The 22,685-nt window shown below is 73.5% G+C and carries 21 protein-coding genes; 10 read left to right on the top strand and 11 right to left on the bottom strand.

Annotated elements, in window-relative coordinates:
- Window positions 1-20: 20 nt before the first annotated feature.
- Window positions 21-875 carry a glycosyltransferase family 2 protein gene (locus FHU30_RS03435; RefSeq protein ID WP_253871894.1) on the top strand — a complete coding sequence of 285 codons (855 nt, stop codon included), beginning with the start codon at window positions 21-23 and terminating at the stop codon, window positions 873-875.
- Between the two features lie 45 nt (window positions 876-920).
- Here the strand turns inward: FHU30_RS03435 and FHU30_RS03430 are convergent, their stop codons facing one another.
- Window positions 921-2,264: a cyclic nucleotide-binding domain-containing protein gene (locus FHU30_RS03430; RefSeq protein ID WP_253871317.1), complete on the bottom strand. Its 1,344-nt coding sequence runs from the start codon at window positions 2,262-2,264 to the stop codon at window positions 921-923.
- A 299-nt stretch (window positions 2,265-2,563) separates the two neighbouring features.
- Here FHU30_RS03430 and FHU30_RS03425 point away from each other — a divergent pair, with 299 nt between their 5' ends.
- Entirely contained in the window at window positions 2,564-2,839 is a 276-nt protein-coding gene (locus tag FHU30_RS03425; protein ID WP_253871316.1) for a ribbon-helix-helix domain-containing protein, read from the top strand.
- 86 nt (window positions 2,840-2,925) lie between these two features.
- On the opposite strand, the gene FHU30_RS03420 is transcribed toward FHU30_RS03425, so the two are convergent.
- The gene (locus FHU30_RS03420) at window positions 2,926-3,714 is read right to left on the bottom strand and encodes a GntR family transcriptional regulator (protein ID WP_253871315.1); all 789 of its coding nucleotides are present in this window, start codon (window positions 3,712-3,714) and stop codon (window positions 2,926-2,928) included.
- Window positions 3,715-4,031: 317 nt separating this feature from the next.
- On the opposite strand from FHU30_RS03420, the gene FHU30_RS03415 reads away from it, so the two are divergent.
- The gene (locus FHU30_RS03415; protein WP_253871314.1) at window positions 4,032-4,325 is read left to right on the top strand and encodes a hypothetical protein; all 294 of its coding nucleotides are present in this window, start codon (window positions 4,032-4,034) and stop codon (window positions 4,323-4,325) included.
- Window positions 4,326-4,353: 28 nt separating this feature from the next.
- Window positions 4,354-4,515 (top strand): hypothetical protein, encoded by a 162-nt coding sequence (locus FHU30_RS03410; protein WP_253871313.1) that lies wholly within the window; start codon window positions 4,354-4,356, stop codon window positions 4,513-4,515.
- A 204-nt stretch (window positions 4,516-4,719) separates the two neighbouring features.
- On the opposite strand, the gene FHU30_RS03405 is transcribed toward FHU30_RS03410, so the two are convergent.
- The 5 genes from FHU30_RS03405 to FHU30_RS03385 form a co-directional block, all read right to left on the bottom strand.
- Window positions 4,720-7,242, bottom strand: coding sequence for a HelD family protein (locus FHU30_RS03405; RefSeq protein WP_253871312.1), 2,523 nt, complete (start codon window positions 7,240-7,242; stop codon window positions 4,720-4,722).
- A gap of 86 nt (window positions 7,243-7,328) precedes the next feature.
- Window positions 7,329-8,090, bottom strand: a complete 762-nt coding sequence (locus tag FHU30_RS03400; protein WP_253871311.1) for an SDR family NAD(P)-dependent oxidoreductase — start codon at window positions 8,088-8,090, stop codon at window positions 7,329-7,331.
- A complete protein-coding gene (locus FHU30_RS03395) occupies window positions 8,087-8,839 on the bottom strand; it encodes an acetoacetate decarboxylase family protein (protein ID WP_253871310.1) in 753 nt (250 codons plus the stop codon). Before FHU30_RS03395 ends, FHU30_RS03400 begins: the two co-directional genes overlap by 4 nt.
- 68 nt (window positions 8,840-8,907) lie before the next feature.
- Window positions 8,908-9,417, bottom strand: coding sequence for an SRPBCC family protein (locus FHU30_RS03390; protein ID WP_253871309.1), 510 nt, complete (start codon window positions 9,415-9,417; stop codon window positions 8,908-8,910).
- Between the two features lie 35 nt (window positions 9,418-9,452).
- Window positions 9,453-10,067, bottom strand: a complete 615-nt coding sequence (locus FHU30_RS03385; protein ID WP_253871308.1) for an HD domain-containing protein — start codon at window positions 10,065-10,067, stop codon at window positions 9,453-9,455.
- 96 nt (window positions 10,068-10,163) lie between these two features.
- Here FHU30_RS03385 and FHU30_RS03380 point away from each other — a divergent pair, with 96 nt between their 5' ends.
- Entirely contained in the window at window positions 10,164-11,963 is a 1,800-nt protein-coding gene (locus tag FHU30_RS03380; RefSeq protein WP_253871307.1) for an outer membrane protein assembly factor BamB family protein, read from the top strand.
- 106 nt (window positions 11,964-12,069) lie between these two features.
- Here FHU30_RS03380 and FHU30_RS03375 read toward each other — a convergent pair whose 3' ends face one another.
- The gene (locus FHU30_RS03375) at window positions 12,070-12,504 is read right to left on the bottom strand and encodes a DUF6292 family protein (RefSeq protein ID WP_253871305.1); all 435 of its coding nucleotides are present in this window, start codon (window positions 12,502-12,504) and stop codon (window positions 12,070-12,072) included.
- 345 nt (window positions 12,505-12,849) lie between these two features.
- Between FHU30_RS03375 and FHU30_RS03370 the strand changes: the two genes are divergently transcribed.
- The gene (locus tag FHU30_RS03370; RefSeq protein WP_253871303.1) at window positions 12,850-13,674 is read left to right on the top strand and encodes a GntR family transcriptional regulator; all 825 of its coding nucleotides are present in this window, start codon (window positions 12,850-12,852) and stop codon (window positions 13,672-13,674) included.
- 202 nt (window positions 13,675-13,876) lie between these two features.
- A complete protein-coding gene (locus FHU30_RS03365) occupies window positions 13,877-14,533 on the top strand; it encodes a GNAT family N-acetyltransferase (RefSeq protein WP_253871301.1) in 657 nt (218 codons plus the stop codon).
- On the opposite strand, the gene FHU30_RS03360 is transcribed toward FHU30_RS03365, so the two are convergent.
- The 3 genes from FHU30_RS03360 to FHU30_RS03350 all read right to left on the bottom strand — a co-directional run bounded on the left by FHU30_RS03360 (window position 14,490) and on the right by FHU30_RS03350 (window position 18,621).
- Complete coding sequence (locus FHU30_RS03360; RefSeq protein WP_253871892.1) at window positions 14,490-15,785, bottom strand: glycosyltransferase family 4 protein; 1,296 nt, start codon at window positions 15,783-15,785, stop codon at window positions 14,490-14,492. The two genes, FHU30_RS03365 and FHU30_RS03360, sit on opposite strands and share 44 nt — an antisense overlap.
- Window positions 15,786-15,883: 98 nt before the next feature.
- Entirely contained in the window at window positions 15,884-17,146 is a 1,263-nt protein-coding gene (locus tag FHU30_RS03355) for a nucleotide sugar dehydrogenase (protein ID WP_253871300.1), read from the bottom strand.
- A gap of 50 nt (window positions 17,147-17,196) precedes the next feature.
- Window positions 17,197-18,621, bottom strand: coding sequence for a glycosyltransferase family 4 protein (locus FHU30_RS03350; protein ID WP_253871288.1), 1,425 nt, complete (start codon window positions 18,619-18,621; stop codon window positions 17,197-17,199).
- Between the two features lie 54 nt (window positions 18,622-18,675).
- Between FHU30_RS03350 and wecB the strand changes: the two genes are divergently transcribed.
- The 3 genes from wecB (at window position 18,676) to FHU30_RS03335 (ending at window position 22,644) form a co-directional block, all read left to right on the top strand.
- Window positions 18,676-19,770: a non-hydrolyzing UDP-N-acetylglucosamine 2-epimerase gene (gene wecB / locus FHU30_RS03345; RefSeq protein WP_253871890.1), complete on the top strand. Its 1,095-nt coding sequence runs from the start codon at window positions 18,676-18,678 to the stop codon at window positions 19,768-19,770.
- A complete protein-coding gene (locus FHU30_RS03340) occupies window positions 19,763-20,446 on the top strand; it encodes a hypothetical protein (protein WP_253871286.1) in 684 nt (227 codons plus the stop codon). Before wecB ends, FHU30_RS03340 begins: the two co-directional genes overlap by 8 nt.
- A gap of 68 nt (window positions 20,447-20,514) precedes the next feature.
- Window positions 20,515-22,644, top strand: a complete 2,130-nt coding sequence (locus FHU30_RS03335; protein ID WP_253871888.1) for a glycosyltransferase — start codon at window positions 20,515-20,517, stop codon at window positions 22,642-22,644.
- The last annotated feature ends 41 nt before the right edge of the window (window positions 22,645-22,685 follow it).

Raw genomic sequence — 22,685 nt, 5'->3', positions numbered from 1 at the left:
TCAGCGTCGTCGTCCTGACCATGGGCAACCGCCCGGTCGAGCTGGCGCGGTCGGTCCAGAGCGCGCTCGACCAGGAGCACGTGGACGTCGAGGTCGTCCTGGTCGGCAACGGCGTCGACCCGGTCGGCGACCGCGCGGGCGAGGCGCCGTTCGACGACCCGCGCGTGAAGACGCTGAGCCTGCCGCGCAACCTCGGCATCCCCGGCGGACGCAACCGCGGGGTCGAGGCGTCCAGCGGCGACGTGATCCTCTTCCTGGACGACGACGGCTGGTACCGCTCGCCGCGGCTCGGCGCGCACCTGCGCGACCGCTTCTCCGCCGACCCGACGCTCGGCATCGTGTCGTTCCGCGTCCGCGACCCCGAGGGCGGGCGCGGCGAGCGCCGGCACGTCCCGCGGCTGCGCGCGGGCGACCCGGAGCGCTCGTCCGAGGTGACCACGTTCCTCGGCGGCGCCTGCGCCGTCCGCCGTGCTGCGTTCGACGCGGGCGGCGGCCTCCCCGAGGACTTCTTCTACGCGCACGAGGAGACCGACCTCGCGTGGCAGGTCCTCAACGCGGGCTACCACATCGTGTACGACGCGTCGGCGGTCATGTTCCACCCGGCCGTCCTGCCGACCCGGCACGAGATGTTCTACCGCTACAACGCGCGCAACCGCGTCTGGCTGGCCCGCCGCAACCTCCCCTGGCTGCTGGCGCTCACCTACCTCGGCGTCTGGATGGGCATGACCGTCCTGCGCGAGCGCAAGCCGAGCGCGCTGAAGCCGTGGTTCAAGGGCTTCGCCGAGGGCTGGCGCAAGCCCGCGGGCCCGCGCCGCCCGATCTCCTGGAAGACCGCCTGGCGCATGACCCGCATGGGCCGCCCCCCGATTATCTGACGGCCGCGCTCGGCTGGACGGGCGGGCAGTCAGCGGGACGGGCAGTCAGCGGGACGGGCGGGCGGCGCGGATCAGGCGGCGTGCCCGGTGCGGCCGGACGTGCGGGTGCGTCATCCCGCGGTCGGCGCGCGGCTGCTCGGCGTCCGCGCCGTAGACGGCGGTCCAGCCGACGAGCCGGTGCTCCTTGACGGCGACGTCGAGCCGCTGGAAGGCGGACCCGTCCGGGAGCATCGCGTGGACGCGCGCGGACAGGATCAGCCCGAGCAGCCGTCCCGGCTCGGCGAGCGCGCCCTTGAGCTGCGGCGCGTCCAGCAGGCGGGCGGTGTCGATCACGACGTCTGCGAAGACGCCGCGTTCGTCCACCACGACCCTCCCGGCGTCCAGCGCGACGCGGAGCCGCAGCTCCAGGCCCGGCCCCGCCGAGCGGGCGTGCTCGCGCAGCCCCTCCAGCAGCGCCGGGACGGCCACGGAGACGAGCCGTTCTACCGGCACTGTGGCCGGGAGCAGCATGAGCGCGCCGTCGCCGCGGTCCTCCCGGTGGCAGGCGGCCGGACCGGCACCGGCGCGGTCGAGGGCGTCCTGGACGAGCGTGAAGGTGACATCGCGGATCGTCCGGCGGTCGCGCTGGGAGCGCGCGGCGGCTCCGAACCCGGCGATGTCGACGAACATGACCGTGCAGTCCCGCGTGCCCTTCCAGCCCGGCGCCTCGGCGGCCCGGGCGGACGCCGGCGCGGCGGCGACCATCCGCTCGTACAGTTCGTCCTCAAGGAAGGCGGCCAGGTGCGGACGGTCGACGAGGAACGCGTTGACCGCCCCGGCGGGCGCGACCAGCGCGGTGACCTCCGTGACCGCCGTGACGGTCGCCGAGCGCTCCTTCACCATGAACATCGCGCGCTCGCCGACGATGTCGCCCGGCCCGCGTAGCGCGACGAGCCGCCCGGCAGCGCTGGTGACGGCCGTCCACCCCGTGAGCAGGACGAGCACCTCGTCCCCGGGGTGGCCGCTGTGCAGCAGCACCGCGCCCGGCTCGTACCGGACCTCGCGCGACAGCGCCCCCAGCGCGGCGCGCTCCCGCTCGTCGAGCGCCCCCAGGAACCCGCGGTCCGGGTCGTCCGCGCCGGGCCGGTTCCGGACGCCCTGCTGTTCGGCGGCCCCCGCCGCCCCGGGTGTTGTGCCGCCGTCGAGGTTCAGCGCGGTCGCCGGCAGGCGCCGGACCAGCACCGACAGCGGCAGGGTGTAGAAGACGGCGAAGTCCCGCACGAGCGCGCGGAGCTCGGCGGTGTCCCGCGCGAGCAGCAACCCCCTGGTGACCAGCGCGAGCATGGCCGCGGTGAACCCGACGGCCAGGATGAACACGCTGGCCAGCGCCACGATGACCGCCCCCGGCATGTCCCGCTCCCTTCTTCCCGGTCCCCCCTGTATGCCTCCGATAGCACTGACAGTAGACTCGGATGTGAGTGATGTACATACAGAACTCACACGAAGTACGTATAGCGTGGAAGTGACAAGAGTAGAACGGCCGCAGACCGGGTAAGCCCTTACGCACCCGCGTTGACCGGTGTACGGGCGGGGCGCATACTGACCGCACCCGGCGGTCGGGGCCCCGTTTCCGGCCGTGGCCGCCGCGCGGACGGAGCCGACGGGCCGCGAGCGGGGCGAGGAGCCGTCCCGGTGGAGGAGACCCGCTGATGAACAAGTCCGAAGCCCTCTCGGCGGACCAGAGCCGCGACCAGCCCGTCCACTCCGAGGGACCGGGCGCCCGCGAACGGGTCACCGTCAACCTCACCTCCAAGGGCGCCGCCGCCCTCACCGACCTCATGCGCCTCACCGGCGACACCAAGACCGACGTCATCAACCGCGCCCTCAGCGTCTACGCCTACCTTGAGGACGTCATCGCCGAGGGCGGCAAGGTCTACGTCCGCGAGCGCGACCAGGGCGACCTGGAACGCGTCCGCTTCCTCTGACCGCCGACGCGTCCGCCTCGTCTGACCACCGACGCGTCCGCTTCCTCTGATCTGACCGCCGACGCGTGCGCCTCCTCTGAGCGCCGCTAGCCGTCGCGCGCCGGCAGGTCGGCTTCGATGACGAACTCGTTGCGGTCGGCGGGGTAGACGGTGAGCGTGTACCGGCAGGGCTCGCCCTCGGTGTCGGTCACGACGCGCTGATGCACGAAGACGGGGACGGTGCCTTCCGGGGGCATGTCGAAGAAGCGGATCTCGTAGTCGTTCGGGGGACGGACCCAGATGCGGTCGCGGTAGCCCGCCTGCCTGATTCCGAGGGTCTGCTCCAGGTAGGCGGCCGTGCCCTCCGGGATGTCCTCCGGGCGTTGCAGGCGCGTGGCGCCGCGGTCCACCAGGGCGATCGGGTAGAAGGACGTCCGGAGCGACCACGGCACGTCCACGCCCTTGTCGGTGATGAAGTGCTGCTGGTGGCGGACGACGAGCATGTCACCGACCCCGATGCCCAGCTCGCGGGCCTGCGGCTCGTCCGCCTGCTCGATCGCGACGCTGGGAACCGAGGTCCGCGCCGAGCGCTGCTGCCTGGCGACCTCGTCCACCCAGGCCCGGCCCTCGCCGCCACCGGAGCCGGTGCCCTCCGACGGGGTGAGCGTGATGGCGAACTTCACCGGTGGCTCCAGGACGAACGTGCCGAGGCCGTGGCGGGACTCCAGGAGGCGCAGGCCCCTCAGCCGCAGCACCGCGTCGCGCACCGTGTTGCGGGACGCGTCGTAGCGCAGGGCCAGCTCGCGCTCGGTCGGGAGGCGCTGGCCGGGGCGCAGCTCACCGCTGCTGATGCGTTCGCGCAGGTCGGCGGCGATCTCCTCGTACCGGGCAGGCATTCAAAGCCTCCAAACATCCCAACGAATGGATGAAGTTCACAACCAGTGCATTACTTCATCCAGAATGAAGCATGATCGCATGTTTGGCACGCCTTGGTGCAGGAAATCCTATAGGTGTCAGTGGTTGGGATGACTGGACGAGCCACACCAATGGGTGAGACGCTCGGCCGACTGACTCAGCCAATGGGACGCACGGAGTGCTCGGATAGTTCCTACCAGTGCCGGGCCTCACCGGATCGCGGAGATCCCCTCCCCGGGTCGATGCGATCACCGCAGCAAGGAGAGGGACGACAGCAAGGATCCAGGAGGTCCCCGCGATGATCAGCGTCGTGATCGTCTCATTGGGCGCGTTCGCGCTCGTGCTCGTGGGCATCGGCGTGTTTCTGGCCTGGTTCTCCCACAAGAGCCGCACACTGCAGCTCTGGGGAGGCCCCGCGGACGAGAGGGGCGAGGTTCGCTACCGCGACCCCTTCGTGTCCGCGCGCCGGTCGCCTGGTCCGCGTCCGGCGGCGGAGCGCCCGGCAGGGCAGCGCCGTCCGGACGGCTCGGACCGGGCGGACGCCGACCCCGACGAGTCCACCGCCGTCCTGGTCGGTTCGGGCACCGGCTGACCGGGCGGGACACAGAAGGAAGCGATCCGTGAAGCCCGTCGTGATCCATACCGACCTCAGCTCGCAGGAGCCTACGAGCAGAGCCGACCCCCAGATCGCGAAGGAGCCCGCATCGGAGGGCTCGCCGATCGGCGGAGCCGACCACCGCCCCCTGGAAGGAACCGCGGGAGCGGACGACCAGGACCGGTGAGAACCGGCCACCGCCCACCTCCCGGCGCCGACGCAGCCGCCGGACCGACCCCCATCCGCCCGCACCGACGAGCCAGGCCCCCCGCCCTCGTCGCTCACCCGTGAAGGCCGGACGGCCCTCCTCCTCACCGTCCCGGCCAGACCGGAACCCCGCAGTCCGGACCGGCGCCGGTCCGGACACATCCTTTTCCGGCGGCAGGACCCCTCAGCGGCCGAGGAGGAGGTCGCGCCAGGCGGGGGCGGCGGTGAGGACCGCGAGGCGCTGGGTGGCCCGCGAGACCGCCACGTACAGGACGCGCAGGCCGCGCGGCGACTGGGCGGCGACCGTCTCGGGCGCGACGATCGCGGCGGCGTCGAACTCCAGGCCCTTGGCCTCCAGGACGTCCAGGACCTGGACGCGCTCGGGCAGGCCCTCCGCCAGCCGCTCGCGCTCGGCCGCCGACCACGCCTCGCCGGACGGCATCGGGACGATCAGCCCGATCGTCCCCTCGACCTGCTCCAGCAGCTCTTCGACGGCCTCGCGCGCCGCGCGCGCGTGGTCCTCCGCCGGGACGACCCGCACCACCGGATCGAGGCCCGACTCGCGGACGGCGCGGGCCGGACGCGCCTCGGGCAGCGCCTCGGCGAGCACGCGCGCGGAGACCGCGGCGATCTCGACCGAGTTGCGGTAGTTCGTCGTCAGCTCGTACTCGTGCCGGACGGTCCGCGCGGACGCCGGGCGCTGCGCCGGACGGCCCCGGCCGCGCCGGTTCCGCGAGCGGGACGAGGAGGGCGCGCCGCCGCCGAGGGCGGTGTCCATCGCGGCGCGCGCGGCGGGCAGGTCCTCCCAGGCGCTCTGCGCCGGGTCCTCCACGACCGTCCAGCTGGCCTGGCGGCCGCGGCGGCCGAGCATGCGCCACTGCATGGGGGACAGGTCCTGCGCCTCGTCCACGACGATGTGCGCGTACTCGGGACGCTCCTCGGCGACGCCGTCGTCCACCCGGCGGGCGCGTTCCATCCGCTCGATCGAGGTGGTCAGCTCGTCCATGCCGGGCTCCCAGTCCTCGTCCGGGACCTCCTCGCCGGTGAGCACGTTCACGCCGTCCACGACGAACGGGTCGCCGTCGGAGGGCGCGCGGCGGCGGCGCGGCGGGCGCGGCGCGGAGCCGAGCAGCGCGTCCAGCTCGTCCAGCAGCGCGACGTCCTGGTAGGTGAGGACGTCGCGCTCGGCGAGCGCGGCCCAGGACGCGGCGAGCGCGTCGGCGCCGGCGCGGTCCAGCTCGCGTCCGGCGGCGCGGCGCAGCCGGGCGGGGTCGGCCAGCGAGGCCAGCACGTCCCGCGGGGTGCGGATCGGCCACCACGCCTGGAGGAAGTCGGTGAACGCGCGCTGCTCGCGGACCTTCGCGTCGAACTCCTCGCGGCTGCCGCGGCGCGGCGCGGGACGGCCGTCCGCGTCCAGCTCGCCGAGCCCGTCCGCGGCGAGGATCGAGTTCCACAGCTCCAGCTCGCCCTGCCCTGCGGCCTTGGCGTCCTCCTCGACGGCCTGCGGGCCGCCGAGCTGCCCGAACGCGTCCCACAGGGCGTCCAGCAGGGCCTCGGCGGCGCGGCCGCGCGCGGCGTTGACCGCGTTGCGGGCGCGGCGGTGCACCTCGGCGCGCAGCTTGTCCAGCCGGGAGCGGTCGAGGCGGATCACGATGCCGCGGTAGACGACGCGCAGCTCGTTCGGGGCGTCCGGCGCGTGGTCGCTAACGGCGCGGCGCAGGACGTTCACCATCGCCTCGGCGCCCTTGAGCCGGGCCAGTTCCGGGGTGTCGTGCGTGTTCGCGCTAACGCCCGGCACCAGGTCGCCTAGCGAACGCAGCGTCGCCGAGCCTTCGCCCAAGGACGGCAGCACGCGCTCGATGTACGACGTGAAACGCGCGTTCGGCCCTACGACGAGGACGCCGCGCGAACCGAAACGGCGGCGGTGCCGGAACAGCAGGTACGCGACGCGGTGCAGGGCGACGGCCGTCTTGCCCGTGCCGGGGGCCCCGCGCACGAGGACCGTGCCATCGGCGGGGGCGCGGATGACCTCGTCCTGCTCGCGCTGGATCGTGGCGACGATGTCGCGCATGGTCCCCTCGCGCGTGCGCGCGAGGGACGCCAGGAACGCGCCGTCGCCGACCACCGACAGGCCGTCGGCGGCGTCCGGGTCGAGCAGGTCGTCCTCGATGTCGACGACGCTGTGCCCGCGCGAGTGCAGGACGCGGCGGCGGATCACGCCGCGCGGCTCCTCGGGCGTCGCGCGGTAGAAGTCCTCGGCGGCGGGCGCGCGCCAGTCGATGACCAGGGAGTCGTGCTCGCGGGTGCGCACGCCGACGCGGCCGACGTAGCGGACCTCGCGGCCGTCCACGATCCGGCCGGACGGCTGGGCGTCGTCGGCGTACTCGCGCGGGGCGAGGTCGAGCCGGCCGAACACCAGGCCGTCGTCGGCGATGTCGAGCGCGTGCGCGCGCTGCGCGGCCTGGTGGACCATGGCGTCCCGGTCGACCAGCGAGCCCTTGGTGCCGGCGAGGGACTGCCGGAACCCCTCGCGCAGCATGGCCCGGGCGTCCTCGCGCATCTCGCCCAGCCGGACGTACGCCTCGTCCACGAAACGCTGCTCGGCCGCGATCTCGCGGTCCTTCAGCGGGCCCTTCTCACCGGCCCCGGAGCCGGTGCCGCCGGCCGGCGGGCTACCGGTGGGACGGTCGGTGACCTCGGACGACATGGATGCTGCTCCTCGCGGCTACGGGACGGCGTCTAGGGCCCGTCCCCAGGACACGAAAGAGACAGCCTACGCGGTCCAAGGTCCACTCAGCGTGACGAGGTGACCTGTCCCACAAGGCGCCGGACCGTCCCGGGCGCCCACCGCCGGGCCAGCGCCACGACCCTGGTCAGCGGGTCGGGGAAGACGTACAGGTCGCGGGCGGGCCGGGCGAGCGACCGGTCCACCGCGTCCAGGACGAGACCGGGCGGGACGCCGCGCATGCGGCCGGTAGCGGCCGGGTCATCAGCGGCGGCGGCCCGGAAGCCGGGCGTATCGACCTGCCGCGGGCAGACGCAGCGGATGACCACTCCACTGCCGGCGTGCTCGGCCGCGAGGGCTTCGGCGTAGACGTTCACGGCCGCCTTCGCCGCCGCGTACGCCGAGGTCTTCGGGACGGGCAGCAGCGACGCCAGCGACGAGAAGAGGACCAGCTCGCCGCCGCCGCGCTCCAGCATCCCGGGCATCGTCGCCCGGACGACGTGGACGGTGCCGAGGAAGTCGGTCCGGAGCACGTTCTCGACGTCCTCAAGCGGTTGCTCAAGGGCCGGGACCAGCGGACCGATGGCGGCGGCATGCACCACCCGGTGCACCGGCCCGACCCCTGCGACCAGCGCGTTCACCGCCTCCGCATCGCCGACGTCGCACACCCGGACGTGCGTGTTGGGGGACCGGCGGGCGGTTTCGGCCAGGCCGCCGGTGTCGAGATCGACCGCCACGACGTCCCATCCGGCGGCGGCGAGGCGCCGGGCGGCAAGGGCGCCGAGCCCGCTCGCGGCGCCGGTGACCAGGGCCGTCCGGACCGCCGTCATGTCCGCACCTCCGCCGCCTCCTGGAACGTCATCCGCAGGCGGTCCACTGTGGAGACCGACAGCGCGCGCGTCCGGTCCAGGCCGAGGCCGCGCAGCTCGTGGGCCACGGGATGGTCGCCGAGCTTGAGGAGTGCGCCGCCTGGGCGCATCCGGACGCCGCCGGGCGAAAGCGTCCATGGCGTCCGCCGGGTCACACCGTCCATGCAGGAGTAGGCGTCCACGCTAGGCGCGCCCCTACCGGACGGCACCGGAACGCCTGGTCGGACGTGCAGCTCTAGGGCCGTCCTGCCGTCCACGCGCACGAGGCAGCGCTTGGTACGGCTGGCGAGGTCCATGCGGATGTCGGCCATCTCCTTGGGGAAGCCCCAGATCGTTCGGCCCGCTTCGAGGGTGAACGCCTGGTTCACCGGCAGCCAGTGGATGAACGCCCCGACCTTGCGGGGCGGGCCGTCCGGCGGGCTGTCAGGTGGACCGTCCGGCGGACGGACCAGGAACGCGACCGCGAACTCGTGGTACGGGCCGAGATCGCCGTCCGCGTACCGGACGAACGCCAGCGAGCAGACCGCCCTGCCCGGCAGCGGCCGGACGACCTCCAGCCCGGAGTAGGCGATCACGGCCTGCGCGGCGGCGGCCGGGACGGGGAACATCGCGGACGCCACGGCGGCGTCCCGGATCTCGACCGGCAGCACGACCCGGTCGCCCTGGATCGGATGCGCCCCCGGCGGGGCGGGCACGGCGTCTGGAGGCACGCCACAAGTAGAACAGGTTCTTATTTTCCACTCAAGAGCGTCTCCCTGCCGATCGAGAGCGGCGGAGATCAGGAGCGGGGTGCCGCGGTGGCTTCCAGGGAGGCGCGGATGCGGTCGAGCGTGGCGCGCATGCCGCGCCGGTTCAGCTCGGCGCGGCGTTCCGCCGGGACGCCGGTGAAGACCCGTCCGAGCAGCGAGACCGGGCGGGCCGTGCGCGAGTCGCGGCGCAGGTCCTGCCAGTACTCGGCGAGGCGGGTCGAGGCCGCGTCCTCGCCGATGCCCTCGATCCGGTAGCCCCACAGCGCGACCGGCATGCCGAACGACGTCACCCGGAACGCGAACGCGCGGCCCGGGATCGCGGCCGTGACCTCGCAGTTCGTGAACCAGATCCGCCAGCGGAGCCGGTTGAACCCGACGAACCGGGTGCCCTCGGCGGTCTCGCCGCGGTCGCGGACCCACACCGCGAACAGCTCCGGGCTCCACTCGCGCATCCGGCGCGGATCGGACAGCGCCGCGTACACCGCGTCCGGGGACGCCGCGACCGGCACCGACTCCTCGACCGTCCACTCGCGTTCCATGGCGGCCATTAGAGCAGCCGGGGGTCGCGCGGCCGTCAGCGCAGGTGGCCGTAGACGTCCCGCCATTCCGCGAACCACTCGGCGAACCACGGCGTCCGCTCGGCCAGCGGCATGACGTAGATGACCGTCTCGGCGTAGTAGCGGCGCTGGAAGTCGGCCGGCATCTTCTCCAGCGTCTGCACGTTGCTCGTCCGGTCGGCCAGCTTCACCAGGACGGCCTTCTCCGGCGCGTTCCGGAGCCGGGCCAGGTAGGCGCCCTTCAGCGCGCGCTTGGCCTTGCGGCCGGTCCCCTCGGGCGCGGGCGGCTTGGTCACCCAGTCGACCAGCTCGCCGACCTCCTCGGCGAACTCCGCGCCGAACCCGTCCCGGAAGACCGCCTCCACGTCGGCGACGGTGGCGGCGGTGTCCTCGACGACGTCGTGCAGCAGCACCGCCGCGAGGGTGGCAGGATCGGAGACGCCCGCCCCCCGCACGAGGACCTCCAGCGCCTCCAGCAGGTGCTCGGCGTAGGGTGCCCCGGTGGGCCGGGTCTGGTCGCCGTGCCAGTACAGCGCGGCCTCCGCGGCGAGGTCGAGCACCGGCAGCGCCGGGTGGCCGGACAGGTCCGCCCGCGCGGCGTCCCACGTCGGCCAGCTGGTGAAGGTCCGCATGTCGGGTTCCTTTCCCGGCGGGACGCGGCGTCCGCCGCGCGGAGCAGGCCGCGCGGCGCGGGGCCGCGCGGGAGTCGTGACGTCCAACCTAGGGGAGTGCCGGCCGTGGTCCGCATCGGGCAGCGCGGTGCCGCCGCCGCCACCGCGGTCGTGCTGGCCATGGGCGGCGCGGTCGCCGTCCGCTACCTGCTGACCGACGGCCTGGTGCGGCACACCGTCACCGCCGACCCGGTCGCCGACCAGCCGCGCCTCGGCCCGCCGCCCGGCCCGCTCACCACCAGCTGGACGCGGACGGTCGCGCTGCGCGGCAGCGCCGTCGCCGGGCACGACACGGTCGCGCACGAGGTCGCGGACGGCCAGGTCGTCACGGCCGCGGGCAGCGGCCTGTCGGTGCGCGACGCCCGCACCGGCGTGCGCCGCTGGGAGTACCGCCGCTCCGGCTGGAGCCTGCTCGGCTGGACGGCCACCGGCGCCCGCGTGGTCGCGTTCCTCCAGCGGGACGGCCATCCCGGCGAGCACGAGCTGCTCGGCTTCGACGCGCTGTCCGGCGGGCTGCTGTGGCGCAGCTCGGACGGGCGTCCCGCGACCGTCGCGCGCGCCACGCTGCACTGGCCGTCCGGCGCGGACACCGTGCTCACCGCCTCGGCCGACCGGCGCGAGCTGTCCGGTCGCTCGACCGCGCACGGCTCGCGCCGCTGGACGGTGAAGCTGCCGGCGGGCTGCCGCCTCTACGAGGACGCGCCGCGCCCGGCCGACGCCTCGGACGACCTCGCCGCGCTCGCGCTCGACTGCGCCGGCCCGAGCCACCTGCTCGCCGTCGATCCCGCCACCGGCCACACCCTGTGGGACCGGACGCTCGGCGCGGACGACGCGCCCGAGGTGGCCGTGCGCGGCCGGTCCGTCCTGGTCTCGGACGGCATGGCGCTGCGCGTCTACGACAGCGCGGGCGACCAGCTGGTCGTCTGGAACGATCCGGACGCCTGCGGCGCGGGCATGTGCCCGAGCGCCCTGGCCGGGAACCTGCTGGTCGTCGTCCGCTCGGCCGGGTCCGGCGCGCGGACCGAGGCGGTCGACCTCCGGACCGGACGCGTCGCCTGGCAGCGCGACACCCCCGCCTATGCCGCGCTGACCGAGGCGGGCGGGCGCCTCTACGCGCTGCGCCCCCGCCTCGCGGACGGACTGCTGCCCGCGGGCGTCGACCTCATCACGCCGTCGACCGGCGGCGCCGTCACCGCGCCCGTCCCGTTCGCGGTGGACCCGGATCTCGTCGGCGTCCGCCCCTGGATGGCCGCGGCGGGCGGGCTGCTCTACATCTCCGTCCCGGAGGCGGCGCCCAGGCCGTCCGGTGCGGCGCGGCTGATCGCGATGCGCGGCGGCCCGGCCGGGCCGGGACCGGCCGAGCTGGACGGCGTCCCCACCGCGACCTGGCCGGACGCCTGCACCCTGCTGAAACCCGCCGACCTGGTCACGGCCCGGCTGCCGGTGCGTGCCGGGGGACCCGTCCGCGCGCAGGTGGCCGGTGTCCGGCTCCCGAAACCGGTCGCGTGCCAGTACGACGTCCAGGAGAATCCGGCGCCGCCCAAGCCCGCTGCCAAGCCGTCCGCCGCCGCGGGCGTCATGCGCCCCGCCCCGGACGGCGCGACCGTCTCGGTCCGCTGGGTCGCGCAGACCCCCGACGCGGCCGCCGACCTCCTGGCGTCGCTCCAGTCGACCCAGGCCCAGGCCCGCCGCCGCACCGACCTCGCCGCGGACGACGCGTACGAGCTGGGCCCGTCCGCGGGCACCATCGCGCTCCGCGTCAAGCGCTACATCGTCGTCGTGGACGCCACCCGTCCGCCGGGCGCCGCCGCGCACCTGGCCCGCTCGGTGGCCCAGAACCTCCGCGCGCTGCCCTGAGCAAGTGCTCCGAACAAAAGGAACCGCCTCCCAGCGGGCAAGAGGCCGGGAGGCGGTGAGCTTCGGGGGAGCCTTGGTGTGGGAGCGGTGGCAGTGCCGGGCCGCGTCAGGCGGCGGCGGTGGCGGGTGAGTGGGAGGCGAGGCGGGCGGCGAAGCCGTCCAGGTGGTCGGTGTGGGAGCGGAACGCCTTGCGGGGCTCGGCGACACCGGTCAGCAGGCGGTCGAGTACCGCGTCGCCGTCCAGGAGAACGTCACCGCCGAGATAGCGGGTTCCATCCAGGACGGTGCGCTCGCCCTGGCGTCCGCTCACGAACAGGCCTTCGCGCCAGCCGGTCTCCTCGTCCCAGACGAGGGCGCGGCGGTCGGAACCCGAACGCGTCACGATCGTGGCGTCGCGGGGGCCGGAGGGGTCGAGCCAGCAGGTCTCGACGCGGACACCTGCGCGGCCGAGGGTTTCGGCGACACGGGTGACGTAGCCGTGGATCTCGTCGACCCAGGGGTCCGGGTGACGCGCGGGAACGGGAAAACGCCGTTCGGACATGATCATGTCTCCTCTCCGTGGTTCGGATTGTGGCCCGAATTGGACGCTTTGTCCATCCCTGCGGCCTTTTGCCGTAGGGGGAGAGGTCGTGCTGATCATTTGTCCGGTGGCCCGGTCCCGATCATCTCCCTCGGATGCTCCGTGCCGGTGGAAACGCCGTCCCCGCGACAGATCGGGATGGTAGGTTCGACCGTCTCCCGCCTGAGATGCGGCTCATGAGGGCGTTCCGCTCAGCTGTTCAAGTCCTTGGCTGAATTATTCATTCGTTCCTACCTTTCTGCAAGCCCTATGAGTAGGATGGCCTTAGCGCACTGCGGACCGTGATGATCGAAAAAGGAGTGGGCCATGGCCGTGGCCAGGTACCGGGACATCGCCGATGACCTGGCACGCCGCATCGAGGAGGGCGAGTTCGCCGCCGGGGAGCGGTTGCCCACCGAAGAGCAGCTCATGGTCGACTACGACAACGCCTCGCGCAACACCATCCGCGAGGCGGTGAAGATCCTCAAGACCCGCGGGCTGGTCGAGACCACGCAGGGGCGCGGCACCTTCGTGCTGGAGGGCACCGTCCCGTTCGCCGTCACCCTCGCGGGCATCCCGGTGCCGCCCGCCGGCGGCGCGGGCGGTGAGGGCGCGGCCTACCGGTTCGACGCCCAGCTCCAGGGACGCGTCTTCGAGAACAAGGACCCGCGGGTCGAGATCCAGCGGTCCAACCCCGAGGTCGCCAAGGCGCTCGCCATCAAGGAGGGCACCCGCGTCGTCCTGCGCCACCAGGAGCGGCTCATCGAGGGCAGGCCGTGGTCCCTGCAGACCACGTACTACCCGATGGACTACGTGTCGCAGGGCGCCGAGCGGCTGCTCGACGACGAGGACATCGAGGAGGGCGTGGTCGCCTACCTCAAGGAGGCCCTCGGCGTGGAGCAGACGGCCTACCGCGACCGCATCACCGCGCGCGCTCCCGACACCAACGAGACCAATTTCTTCAGCCTGCGCGACACCGGCAGCGTGGTGATCGTCCACGACCGGGTCGGGTACGACCGGGACCAGAAGCCCATCCGCTTCACACGGACGGTCTACCCGGCCGACCGCAACCAGCTCGACCTCGTCGTCGGCGCGGTCCCGGCGTCCCCTTGGGCCTACGACAAGGGCGCCAAGAAGGGAGGGTCGTCCTGAGCGATCCGGTCCTTCGGCTGGGGGCCGCCTCCCGGACGCGTCGCGGGTGAGGACGCTCCGGGAGCACGGGGGAAGGGGCGAGGGCGCCCTTCTTCGCTTCCGCGGTGAACGGCCTTTCGTCCTGGCGCCGGCGCCGATCGGGGAGGCCGGCGGTCCCACACGGAGCCTTCGGCAGCTTCACGGAGCCATGAACAGCGCAGACTTGAGCATTCGCCGTGCCGGTGACGACGACGTCCCCGGCATCATCCGCCTCATCGACGACGCGGCACGCTGGCTGCGCGGCCAGGGGACGAGCCAGTGGGCCGAGCCGTGGCCGAACGCGGCGGAGCGGGAGAAACGCGTCCGGCGGGGGATCGAGGTCTCCCGGGAGACCGGCGACGACGGCCACAGCCCGGGGGTCACCTGGCTCGTGACCGACGGGGACCGGCCGGTCGCCACCACCTACATCACCCGGATCCCGGGCGCCGGGCTCTGGACCGAGGACGAGCTGAAGCTGAGGACGGTCTTCCTGCACCGGCTCGTCATCGACCGCCGCTACGCGGGCCTGCGCCTCGGCGAGCGGCTGATCGAGTGGGCGGGCGAGTGGGGGCGGCTCGCCTGGCGCGCCGAGATCATGCGCATCGACGTGTGGACCGACAACATCCGGCTGCACCGGTACTACCGCGGGCGCGGCTTCCTCTACACCGACACCCCGCGAGTGCAGGCGGACGGGACGGTCCGTCCCGACCCGCGCCTGCCCATGGACGTCTACCCGTCCGGCGTCGTCCTCGACCGGGCGCTGAAGCCGGTGGAGAGCTGGCCGGACACCGGCGGGTTCAGGCTGGCCGGCGACTCGGTCCCGGGGATCCGGCGGGCGTAGCCGGGTCCAGCCCGGCGGCGCCGCCCAGCCCTGCGTCCGGCGCACCCTGCAGACCGCTGCCCGGCGGGATCGGCGAACCGGCGTCGGCCGCGCCGTTCAACTTGGTCGCGACATCAGTTGCCACACCGGCGGCCGGTGCGGGCTGCGGCTCGGCGACACCCGTCGCGCCCGCGGCCCACTGCTCCAGCTGGTGGACGAACGGGATCGCCTGCGTCGGCCAGTGGAAGCGCGCGCGGGCCGTGGCGTGGCCCCGCTCGCCCATGGCCGTCCGCAGCTCGGGGTCGGCGCGGAGCTGCCGGATCGCCGCCGCGACGGCCATCGGGTCGGTGAACGGCACGACCTTCCCGCAGCCGGACGGCTCGACGATCGCGACGGCGGGCGGGTTCGGGGTCGTGATGACCGGGATGCCGCGGGCCATGTACTCCACGACCTTGGTCGGCATGGAGTGCCGGTAGTTCGGCTCGTCGTGCAGCAGGGCGAGCCCGGCCATGGCGCCCTCGGCGATGCGCAGCGCGCGGTCGTTCGGGACGAACCCGTACCAGCGCAGCACGCCTTCGAGCTGCGCGTCCCGCAGCGCCTGGCGGATCTCGGGGTCGGCGGAGCCGATCAGCTCGACCAGCACGCCCTCGGCCGCGACGAGCCGGGCCGTCTCGATCATGTCCAGGGCGCCCCGCGCGGCCGACAGGTGGCCGACGTAGACCACCCGGCGGTCGTCCGGCGCGGCGGGCGCGTCCTCGGCGACGTAGGTGGTGTTCGGGACGACCGGGTGCGGCAGCCGGAACCGGTCCCGGTAGCCCTCCTCGGCGAGCAGCAGGTGGTGGCGGCGCTCGGCGCGCTTTTCGAGGCGGCGGACGAACGGCCGCAGCAGCGGCGCGAGCGGCGCCGGGAGCCAGCCCTTGGCGGTCAGCGCCGCGGCGGTGTCCTCGTGCACGTCCCAGACGACCGTCGCCTTGCGGCGGACCGCGCGGGGCAGGCCGACCAGCAGCTCCGGGTCGTGCAGCAGGACCACGTCGGCGTACCCCGCGTGCTCGGCCAGGGCGCGGTGCGCGGCGCGCAGCGCGTGCAGCCGGCGGCGGCCGGTGGCGCGCGGCACGTCCACCGGCGACACCTCCCGCCACGGTGTCGAGTTCGTCGCCCGGAACGGGGCGATATAGGTGACCTCGTGCCCGGCGTCGAGAAGCGCGCGGATCTGCCGGTGCAGAATCCGCGCGTCCTCGGGATGGTGCACGACCGTGCAGACGCAGACCCGCATTCCACTCACTCCGGATGGGCGACGGTGATCTCCTGGGAATTCTGCGCTGGCAGTGGAAATTGCCGATGAATTCCGGACGGCGGGAAGGTGGAGTTCGCTCATAGAAGCTCGGCGCCCGCTCCGGCGAACGCGCGGGTCCGGCCGCGGGTGTCGAACAGCAGCCGGGCGTGCCGGGCGAGCAGCGCGGGGTCGTAGGCGGCGTGGTCGGCCAGCACGATCGCCAGGTCCGCCTCGGCCAGGGCGGCGCTCAGCTCGCCCTCGGCGGCGCGCACGTCATCGCCGTCCACCTGCCAGGACTCCACGTACGGGTCGTGGAAGGCGACGTCCGCGCCGAGCCGGATCAGCCGGCGCGCGACCGGGCGGGCCGGGGACTCGCGCTGGTCGGCGATGTCGGCCTTGTAGGTGACGCCGAGCAGCAGGACCTTGGCGTCCTTCAGCGCGCGGCCCTCGCGGTTGAGCAGCTGCTGCGCGCGCTCGGCCACGTACCGCGGCATCCGGTCGTTGATCTCCTGCGCCAGCTCGACGAACCGGAACGGGTAGCCCAGCGACCTGACCTTGTACGACAGGTAGTTCGGGTCGATCGGGATGCAGTGCCCGCCGACGCCCGGTCCGGGGCGGAACGCCTGGAACCCGAACGGCTTGGTGGCGGCGCAGTCGATCGCGTCCCACAGGTCGATGCCGAGCTCGTGGCAGAACACCGCCATCTCGTTGACCAGCGCGATGTTCACGTGCCGGTAGGTGTTCTCCAGCAGCTTGGCCATCTCGGCCTCGCGGGTGCCCTTGGCCTGCACGACCCGCTCGACGAACTTGCCGTAGAACGCGGCGGCGGCCGACGCGCACGCCGGGGTCAGCCCGCCGACGATCTTCGGGGTGTTGCGGACGCCGTAGACCGGGTTGCCCGGGTCGATCCGCTCCGGGGAGAACGCCAGGTGGAAGTCCTCCCCGGCGGTCAGTCCGGACGTCTCCAGGATCGGCCGGACGACCTCCTCGGTCGTGCCCGGGTAGGTGGTCGACTCCAGCACGACCAGCGTGCCGCGGGTGAGCCGTCCCGCGATCGTCTCGGCCGCGCCGCGCACGGCGGTGAGGTCCGGCCCGCCCTCCGGGGAGAGCGGGGTGGGGACGCAGATCACCACCGTGCGGGCGCCCTGCAGCACCTCGTCCGAGAGGGTGGGGGTGAAGCCGGCCGCGAGCATCTCCGCGACCTCCTCGGCGGACACGTCGTCGATGTGCGACGCGCCCGCGGCGAGCCCGTTCACGACCCGCTCGTCCCGGTCGTAGCCGCCCACCCGGAGCCCGGCCCGGCACGCCTCGCGCACCAGCGGAAGCCCGACGTAGCCGAGCCCGATGACCACCAGATCCACGCCGGTGGCTCCCTTCACTCAACGATTCGCTTAAGCGTTTTCCCGTGCTTTCAGGATCGGTAGGCCTCGCGGTAGCGGGCGGTCACCGCGCGCCATGTGCGTTCGGCCCGCACCCATTCCCGGGCGGCCTGTCCTGATTTCTTTCTCAGCTCGGGACTGTAAATGAGCTCCCCCAGGGAATTGGCCCACGCCGCCGCGTCTTCCGGAAGAGTTAACGTGCCGGTCACGCCGGGTTCCACGATTTCGCGCAGGGCGCTGACATCACTTGCTATTACTGGGATTCCCCCGGCCATCGCCTCCAGCGGTTTGAGGGGCGTGACCAATTGGCAGACGCGGTCGGCCCGCCGGGGGACCGCGAACACATCGAGGAGCGCGTGATAGCGACGGACGTCCGACGGCGGCACCCTTCCGGGGAACACCGCGCGCACGCCGCGTTCGGCGGCGCGGCGTTCGAGCGCCGCGCGCTCCGGGCCGTCCCCGACGAGCAGCAGCGTGACGTCGTCGCCGCCCGCGCGCAGCAGCGCGGCCGCGTCGATCAGCGTGTCGATGCCCTCGTAGCCGTAGAAGGACGAGGTCAGGCCGACGACCGGCACGCCGTCCGGCAGGCCCAGCGAAGCGCGCAGGTCGGCGGCGTCGGGCAGCGGTCCGAGGAACGCCTCGTCCACGGCGTTCGGCACCACGGTGATCTTCGCCGGGTCCACGCCGCGCCCGGCGATCTCGGCGCGCATCGTCTCGCCCAGCGTGACCACCGCGTCCGCCTCGTCCATGCGGCGGGTCTCCAGCTCGCGGGTCAGCCGGTAGAAGTCGTCGGACGGGCGGTGCTCGGGCGACCGGGACAGCCACGAGTCCTCCAGGAACCCGCGCACCTCGTACACGACGGGCAGCCCGTGCCGCCGTCCGAGCTCCAGCGCCACGGCCGCGTTCCGGTGGTCGCTGACCGCGTGCAGGACATCCGGGCGCAGCTCCTCGACGAGGCGTCCGGCCAGGTCCGCGGCCTTGCCGACGGCCTTCACCGGGTCGGACGGCGGGACCCACGGCAGCAGCCGGTGGTACGGGACGCCATCGACGTCCACTCGTGCGCGCGCGTCGCCGACGCCCTGCGCCAGGGGGTGGCCGAGCCGCGTCACCACGTTGGTGTCCCAGCCGAGGGCGTCCCGCTGGGCCAGGGCGATCCGGTGCGTGCGGACGGTGTAGCCCGCGTTCGTGACCGGCAGCGAGTTGGTCACGAACATCAGCACCCCGCGCACCTCCCTGAGCGCCGCCGGACGGGCCGGGTAGACCGGGGTGGCGAGGAGTTCTCGCAGGTCGGCGGCCTCGCGCTGGGGCGCGCGCGGTTTCGGCTTGGCGAGCCGGGCGCGGCCCAGCCGGGGGGCGGCGCGGGCGGCGAGGCGGACGGCCAGGCGGCCGGCGCGGGACGGGTCGTCCCGGAGCTGCCGGACGGCGAGCGCCGACATGTACACGGAGCGTTTCAACACGGCGGGCGAGCGTAGGCGCGTCCGATGAACAGAAAGGAAAGCCAGGTGGGTGAAATGGTGGGTGAACACCAAGGCGAACTCGTCCACGTCCTCGGCGCGCGGCCGAACTTCGTGAAGGCGGCGCCGGTGATCGCCGCGCTCGCGGAGCGCGGCGCGCGGCAGGCCGTCGTGCACACGGGCCAGCACTACGACCGGCGGATGTCGGAGGTCTTCTTCGACGAGCTGGGCCTGCCCGAGCCGGACGTGAACCTCGGCGTCGGGTCGGGCTCGCACGCGTCCCAGACGGCCGCGCTGCTGGTCGGGCTTGAGGAGGAGTTCATCCGCCGTTCACCGGCGCTGGTCATCGTGTACGGCGACGTGAACTCGACGATCGCCGCCGCCCTGGTCGCGGCCAAGCTCGGCATCCCGGTCGCCCATGTGGAGGCCGGGCTGCGCAGCTTCGACATGACCATGCCCGAGGAGGTCAACCGGCGGCTCACCGACCAGTTGTCCGACCTGTGCCTGGTGACCAGCCCGGAGGCGGTCGGCCACCTGGCCGCCGAGGGGATCCCGGTCGGCCGGGCGCACTTCGTCGGCAACCCGATGATCGACACGCTGCTCGGCAACCTGATCCGGTTCGACACCGCGAAGGTGCGCGCCGAGCACGGGCTGCCGGAGCGGTACGTCCTGGCGACGATGCACCGGCCCGCGAACGTGGACGACCCGGACAAGGCCGCCGCGCTGGTCAAGAGCCTGCACGGTGTCGCCGACATCGCCGAGCTGGTCATCCCCGTGCACCCGCGCGGGCGCGCGAACCTCATCGCGGCCGGGCTCGACCGGCACGACCGGGTCCGCGTCCTCGACCCGCTCGGGTACGTCGACTTCGTCGCCGCGGTGCGCGGCGCGGCCGCCGTCGTCACCGACTCGGGCGGCATCCAGGAGGAGACGACCGTCCTCGGGGTGCCGTGCCTGACCGTCCGGCCGAACACCGAGCGGCCGATCACCATCACCCACGGCACCAACCGGCTGGTGTCGCTGGAGGAGCTCGTCCCCGCGGCGCGCAAGGTCCTGGACGGCGAGCGGCCGTCCGGCGACCGGGTGCCGCCGCTGTGGGACGGGCACGCCGGACCCCGCATCGCCGAAGTGATCCTGGAGTACCTCCGTGCGTGACCGATCCGCCCGCCTGCGCGCCGCCCTGCGCGACAGCGAGGCCCGCGTCGAGGAGCTGGAGCGGCGCCTCGCCGCGCTGGAGACCTCGACGACCGTCCAGTTCGGGCGCCTGGTCGCCGGGGCCGCGCGCAACCCGCGCCGGCGCGCCGCGCGGCTGCCGCGCGAGCTGTACCGGCTGTGGCGCCAGCGGGACCGCCCGTTGGAGTCGGCGACGCTGCGGGAGAGCGCGATGCGCCGCTCCGAGCGGCTGGAGCGGCCCGAGGACCGGCTGCTCGTGCAGCACCCCGCCGACCGCCCGGTCATCGCGGGCATCCTCGGCCGGGACGCGGCGGCGCAGCTCGCCGAGCGGTACGAGGTCGTGCCGGTCCACCCGCACGACGTCCGGACGATCCTGGAGACCGCCGACGTGGACGCGCTGGTCGTGGACGCGCGCGCGGGCGAGCCGGGCGGGCCGTGGGCCTACCTCGGCGTCCCCGGCATGTACGACCGCGACCGCGACCTGGACGAGGCGCGCGGCATCGCACGCTCCCGGTCCCTGCCCGTCGTCCTCTGGGGCGAGAACCCGCCGCCCACGATGGCCGTCCTGGACTGGGACCCCGTCGCCTCGCTGGACGCCCCTGCCGCCTCGCTGAACGCCGCCTCGCTGAACGCCGCCTCGCTGAAGGAGATGCGTTGACCCGCGCCCTCGTCTACGGAGACGTGGACCTGAACCTGATCGACGGCTCGGCCATCTGGGCCCAGGGCATGGTGCAGACGCTCGCGCGCGCGGGCTGCGACGTCACGCTCGTGCTGAAGGCCCCGGTCCGCACCGGGCGGCTCGTCGACCCGCTGCGCGAGCTGCCGAACGTGACCGTCCTCTCCCCGCACGAGGACGGGCTGACCGCGTCCGAGGGCTCGATGCGCCCGCACGAGGCCGCCGCCGTGATCGCGCGGATCGACGCGCAGAACCCGTTCGACCTGGCCGTGGTGCGCGGGCGCGCGCTGGCGGGCCAGCTGGCCGCCGGTCCGCTCAAGGGCCGCCTGTGGACGTACCTGACCGACGTCCCGCAGTCGGCGGCCGAGTTCGACGGCAAGTCCAAGGGGGACCTGCGGCGCATCGCCGACGCGTCCCGCGTGCTGCTCTGCCAGACCGAGGAGCTGCGCTCCTTCCTGGAAGCCGCGGTCCCGGCGACGGCGGGCAAGAGCGTGCTGTTCCCGCCCGTGGTCGTCCTGCCGGACGGTCTCGAACCGCGCGCATCGGGCGCGCCGGACGGCAAGCTCCGGCTCGTCTACACGGGCAAGTTCGCGCCGCGCTGGAACACGCTGGAGATGACGCGCCTGCCGCGCCTCCTGCGCGCGCGTGGGGTGGAGGCCGAACTCCACATGGTCGGCGACAAGATTCATCAGGAAGCGGGATTCGCCGCGCCGATGAAGGCCGCCCTGGAGAACGGCGACGGCGTCGTCTGGCACGGCGGGCATCCGCGTGCCGAGGCGATGCGCATCACGGCGAGCGGTGACGTCGCCCTGTCCTGGCGCGACCTCACCATGGACACCAGCCTCGAACTCTCCACGAAGGTGCTGGAGAGCGGCGCGCTGGGCGTTCCGGTGGTTCTCAACCGGAACCCCATGCACGAGCGGCTGTTCGGCGAGGACTACCCGCTGTTCGCCTCGTCCGAGAGCGATGTCGTCGATGCGCTCACGCTCATCGGCAAGAACCCCGAGCTGTACGAGCTGGCTGCCGAGCGCTGCCGTACCGCCGCCGCCGACTACAGCCTGGACGCCGCCGTCCGCCGTATGCGCGGCTACCTGGAGACGACGTTCCCCAAGGCGCGCCGCGACGGCAAGCTGAAGGTCGTCGTCGCTGGGCACGACCTCAAGTTCTTCACGAAACTGCTCGACCACCTGCGCGACCGTCCGGACATGGAGATCCGGGTCGACAAGTGGCCCGCGCTGAAGACGCACGACCCGGAACGCAGTCTCGAACTCGCCCAGTGGGCGGACGTCGTCATCTGCGAGTGGTTCGGCCCGAACGCGCTCTGGTACTCGCGGAACAAGAAGCCGGGGCAGAAGCTCGTCGTCCGGCTGCACCGGTTCGAGCTGTACTCGGGCTGGCCCATGAAGGCCGACATCGACCTGGTCGACAAGGTCATCTGCGTCAGCCCGCACTACGCCGACCTGACGCTGCAAATGACGGGCTGGCCCGCGCACAAGGTCCAGGTCATCCCGAACTGGGTGGACGACGAGCAGTTCGACCGGGTGAAGCTGCCCGGCGCCCAGCACCACCTCGGGATCATCGGGATCGCGCCGTCCCGCAAGCGCTTCGACCTCGCGCTGGACGTCCTGGAGGAGCTGCGCCGCGACGACCCGCGCTACACGCTCTTCGTGAAGTCCAAGCTCCCCTGGGAGTACTGGTGGATCTGGGAGCGTCCGGAGGAGCGCGAGCACTACGAGGAGGTGTTCCGGCGCGTCCGGCGCTCGAAGGCGCTGGCGGGCGGCGTCGTGTTCGACGCGTACGGCCGGGACGTGCCCGCGTGGCTGCGCCGGATCGGGTTCGTCCTGTCCACCAGCGACGACGAGAGCTTCCACCTGGCGCCCGCCGAGGGCATGGCGTCCGGCGCGGTGCCGGCCGTGCTGCCCTGGCCGGGTGCGGACACGGTCTACGACGCCCGCTGGATCCACCAGAACCCGCAGGAGATGGCCGCGGCGATCGCCTCGTCCGTCGCCGAGGGCCGCTGGGAGGACGACCGGCAGGCCGCGCGCGCCCAGGTCCGCGCGTCCTACGGGCTCCGTGTCGTCGAGGACGCCTGGGTGGACCTGGTTTTCGGCATTCATTCAGCAAACGTGGAACTTTCGTCCGGACATGTTCGTCTGTCCGGCGGGAAGGCTGATCGCTAGACGGGGCGGCGCAGTCCGGGCCGCGACCGTGAGACGGGGAC

It is taken from the genome of Actinomadura rupiterrae, from assembly GCF_024172125.1.
GTDB lineage: Bacteria > Actinomycetota > Actinomycetes > Streptosporangiales > Streptosporangiaceae > Spirillospora > Spirillospora rupiterrae.
Note: the sequence above shows the minus strand (reverse complement) of the source record. Positions and strands in the feature narration are given on the sequence as shown.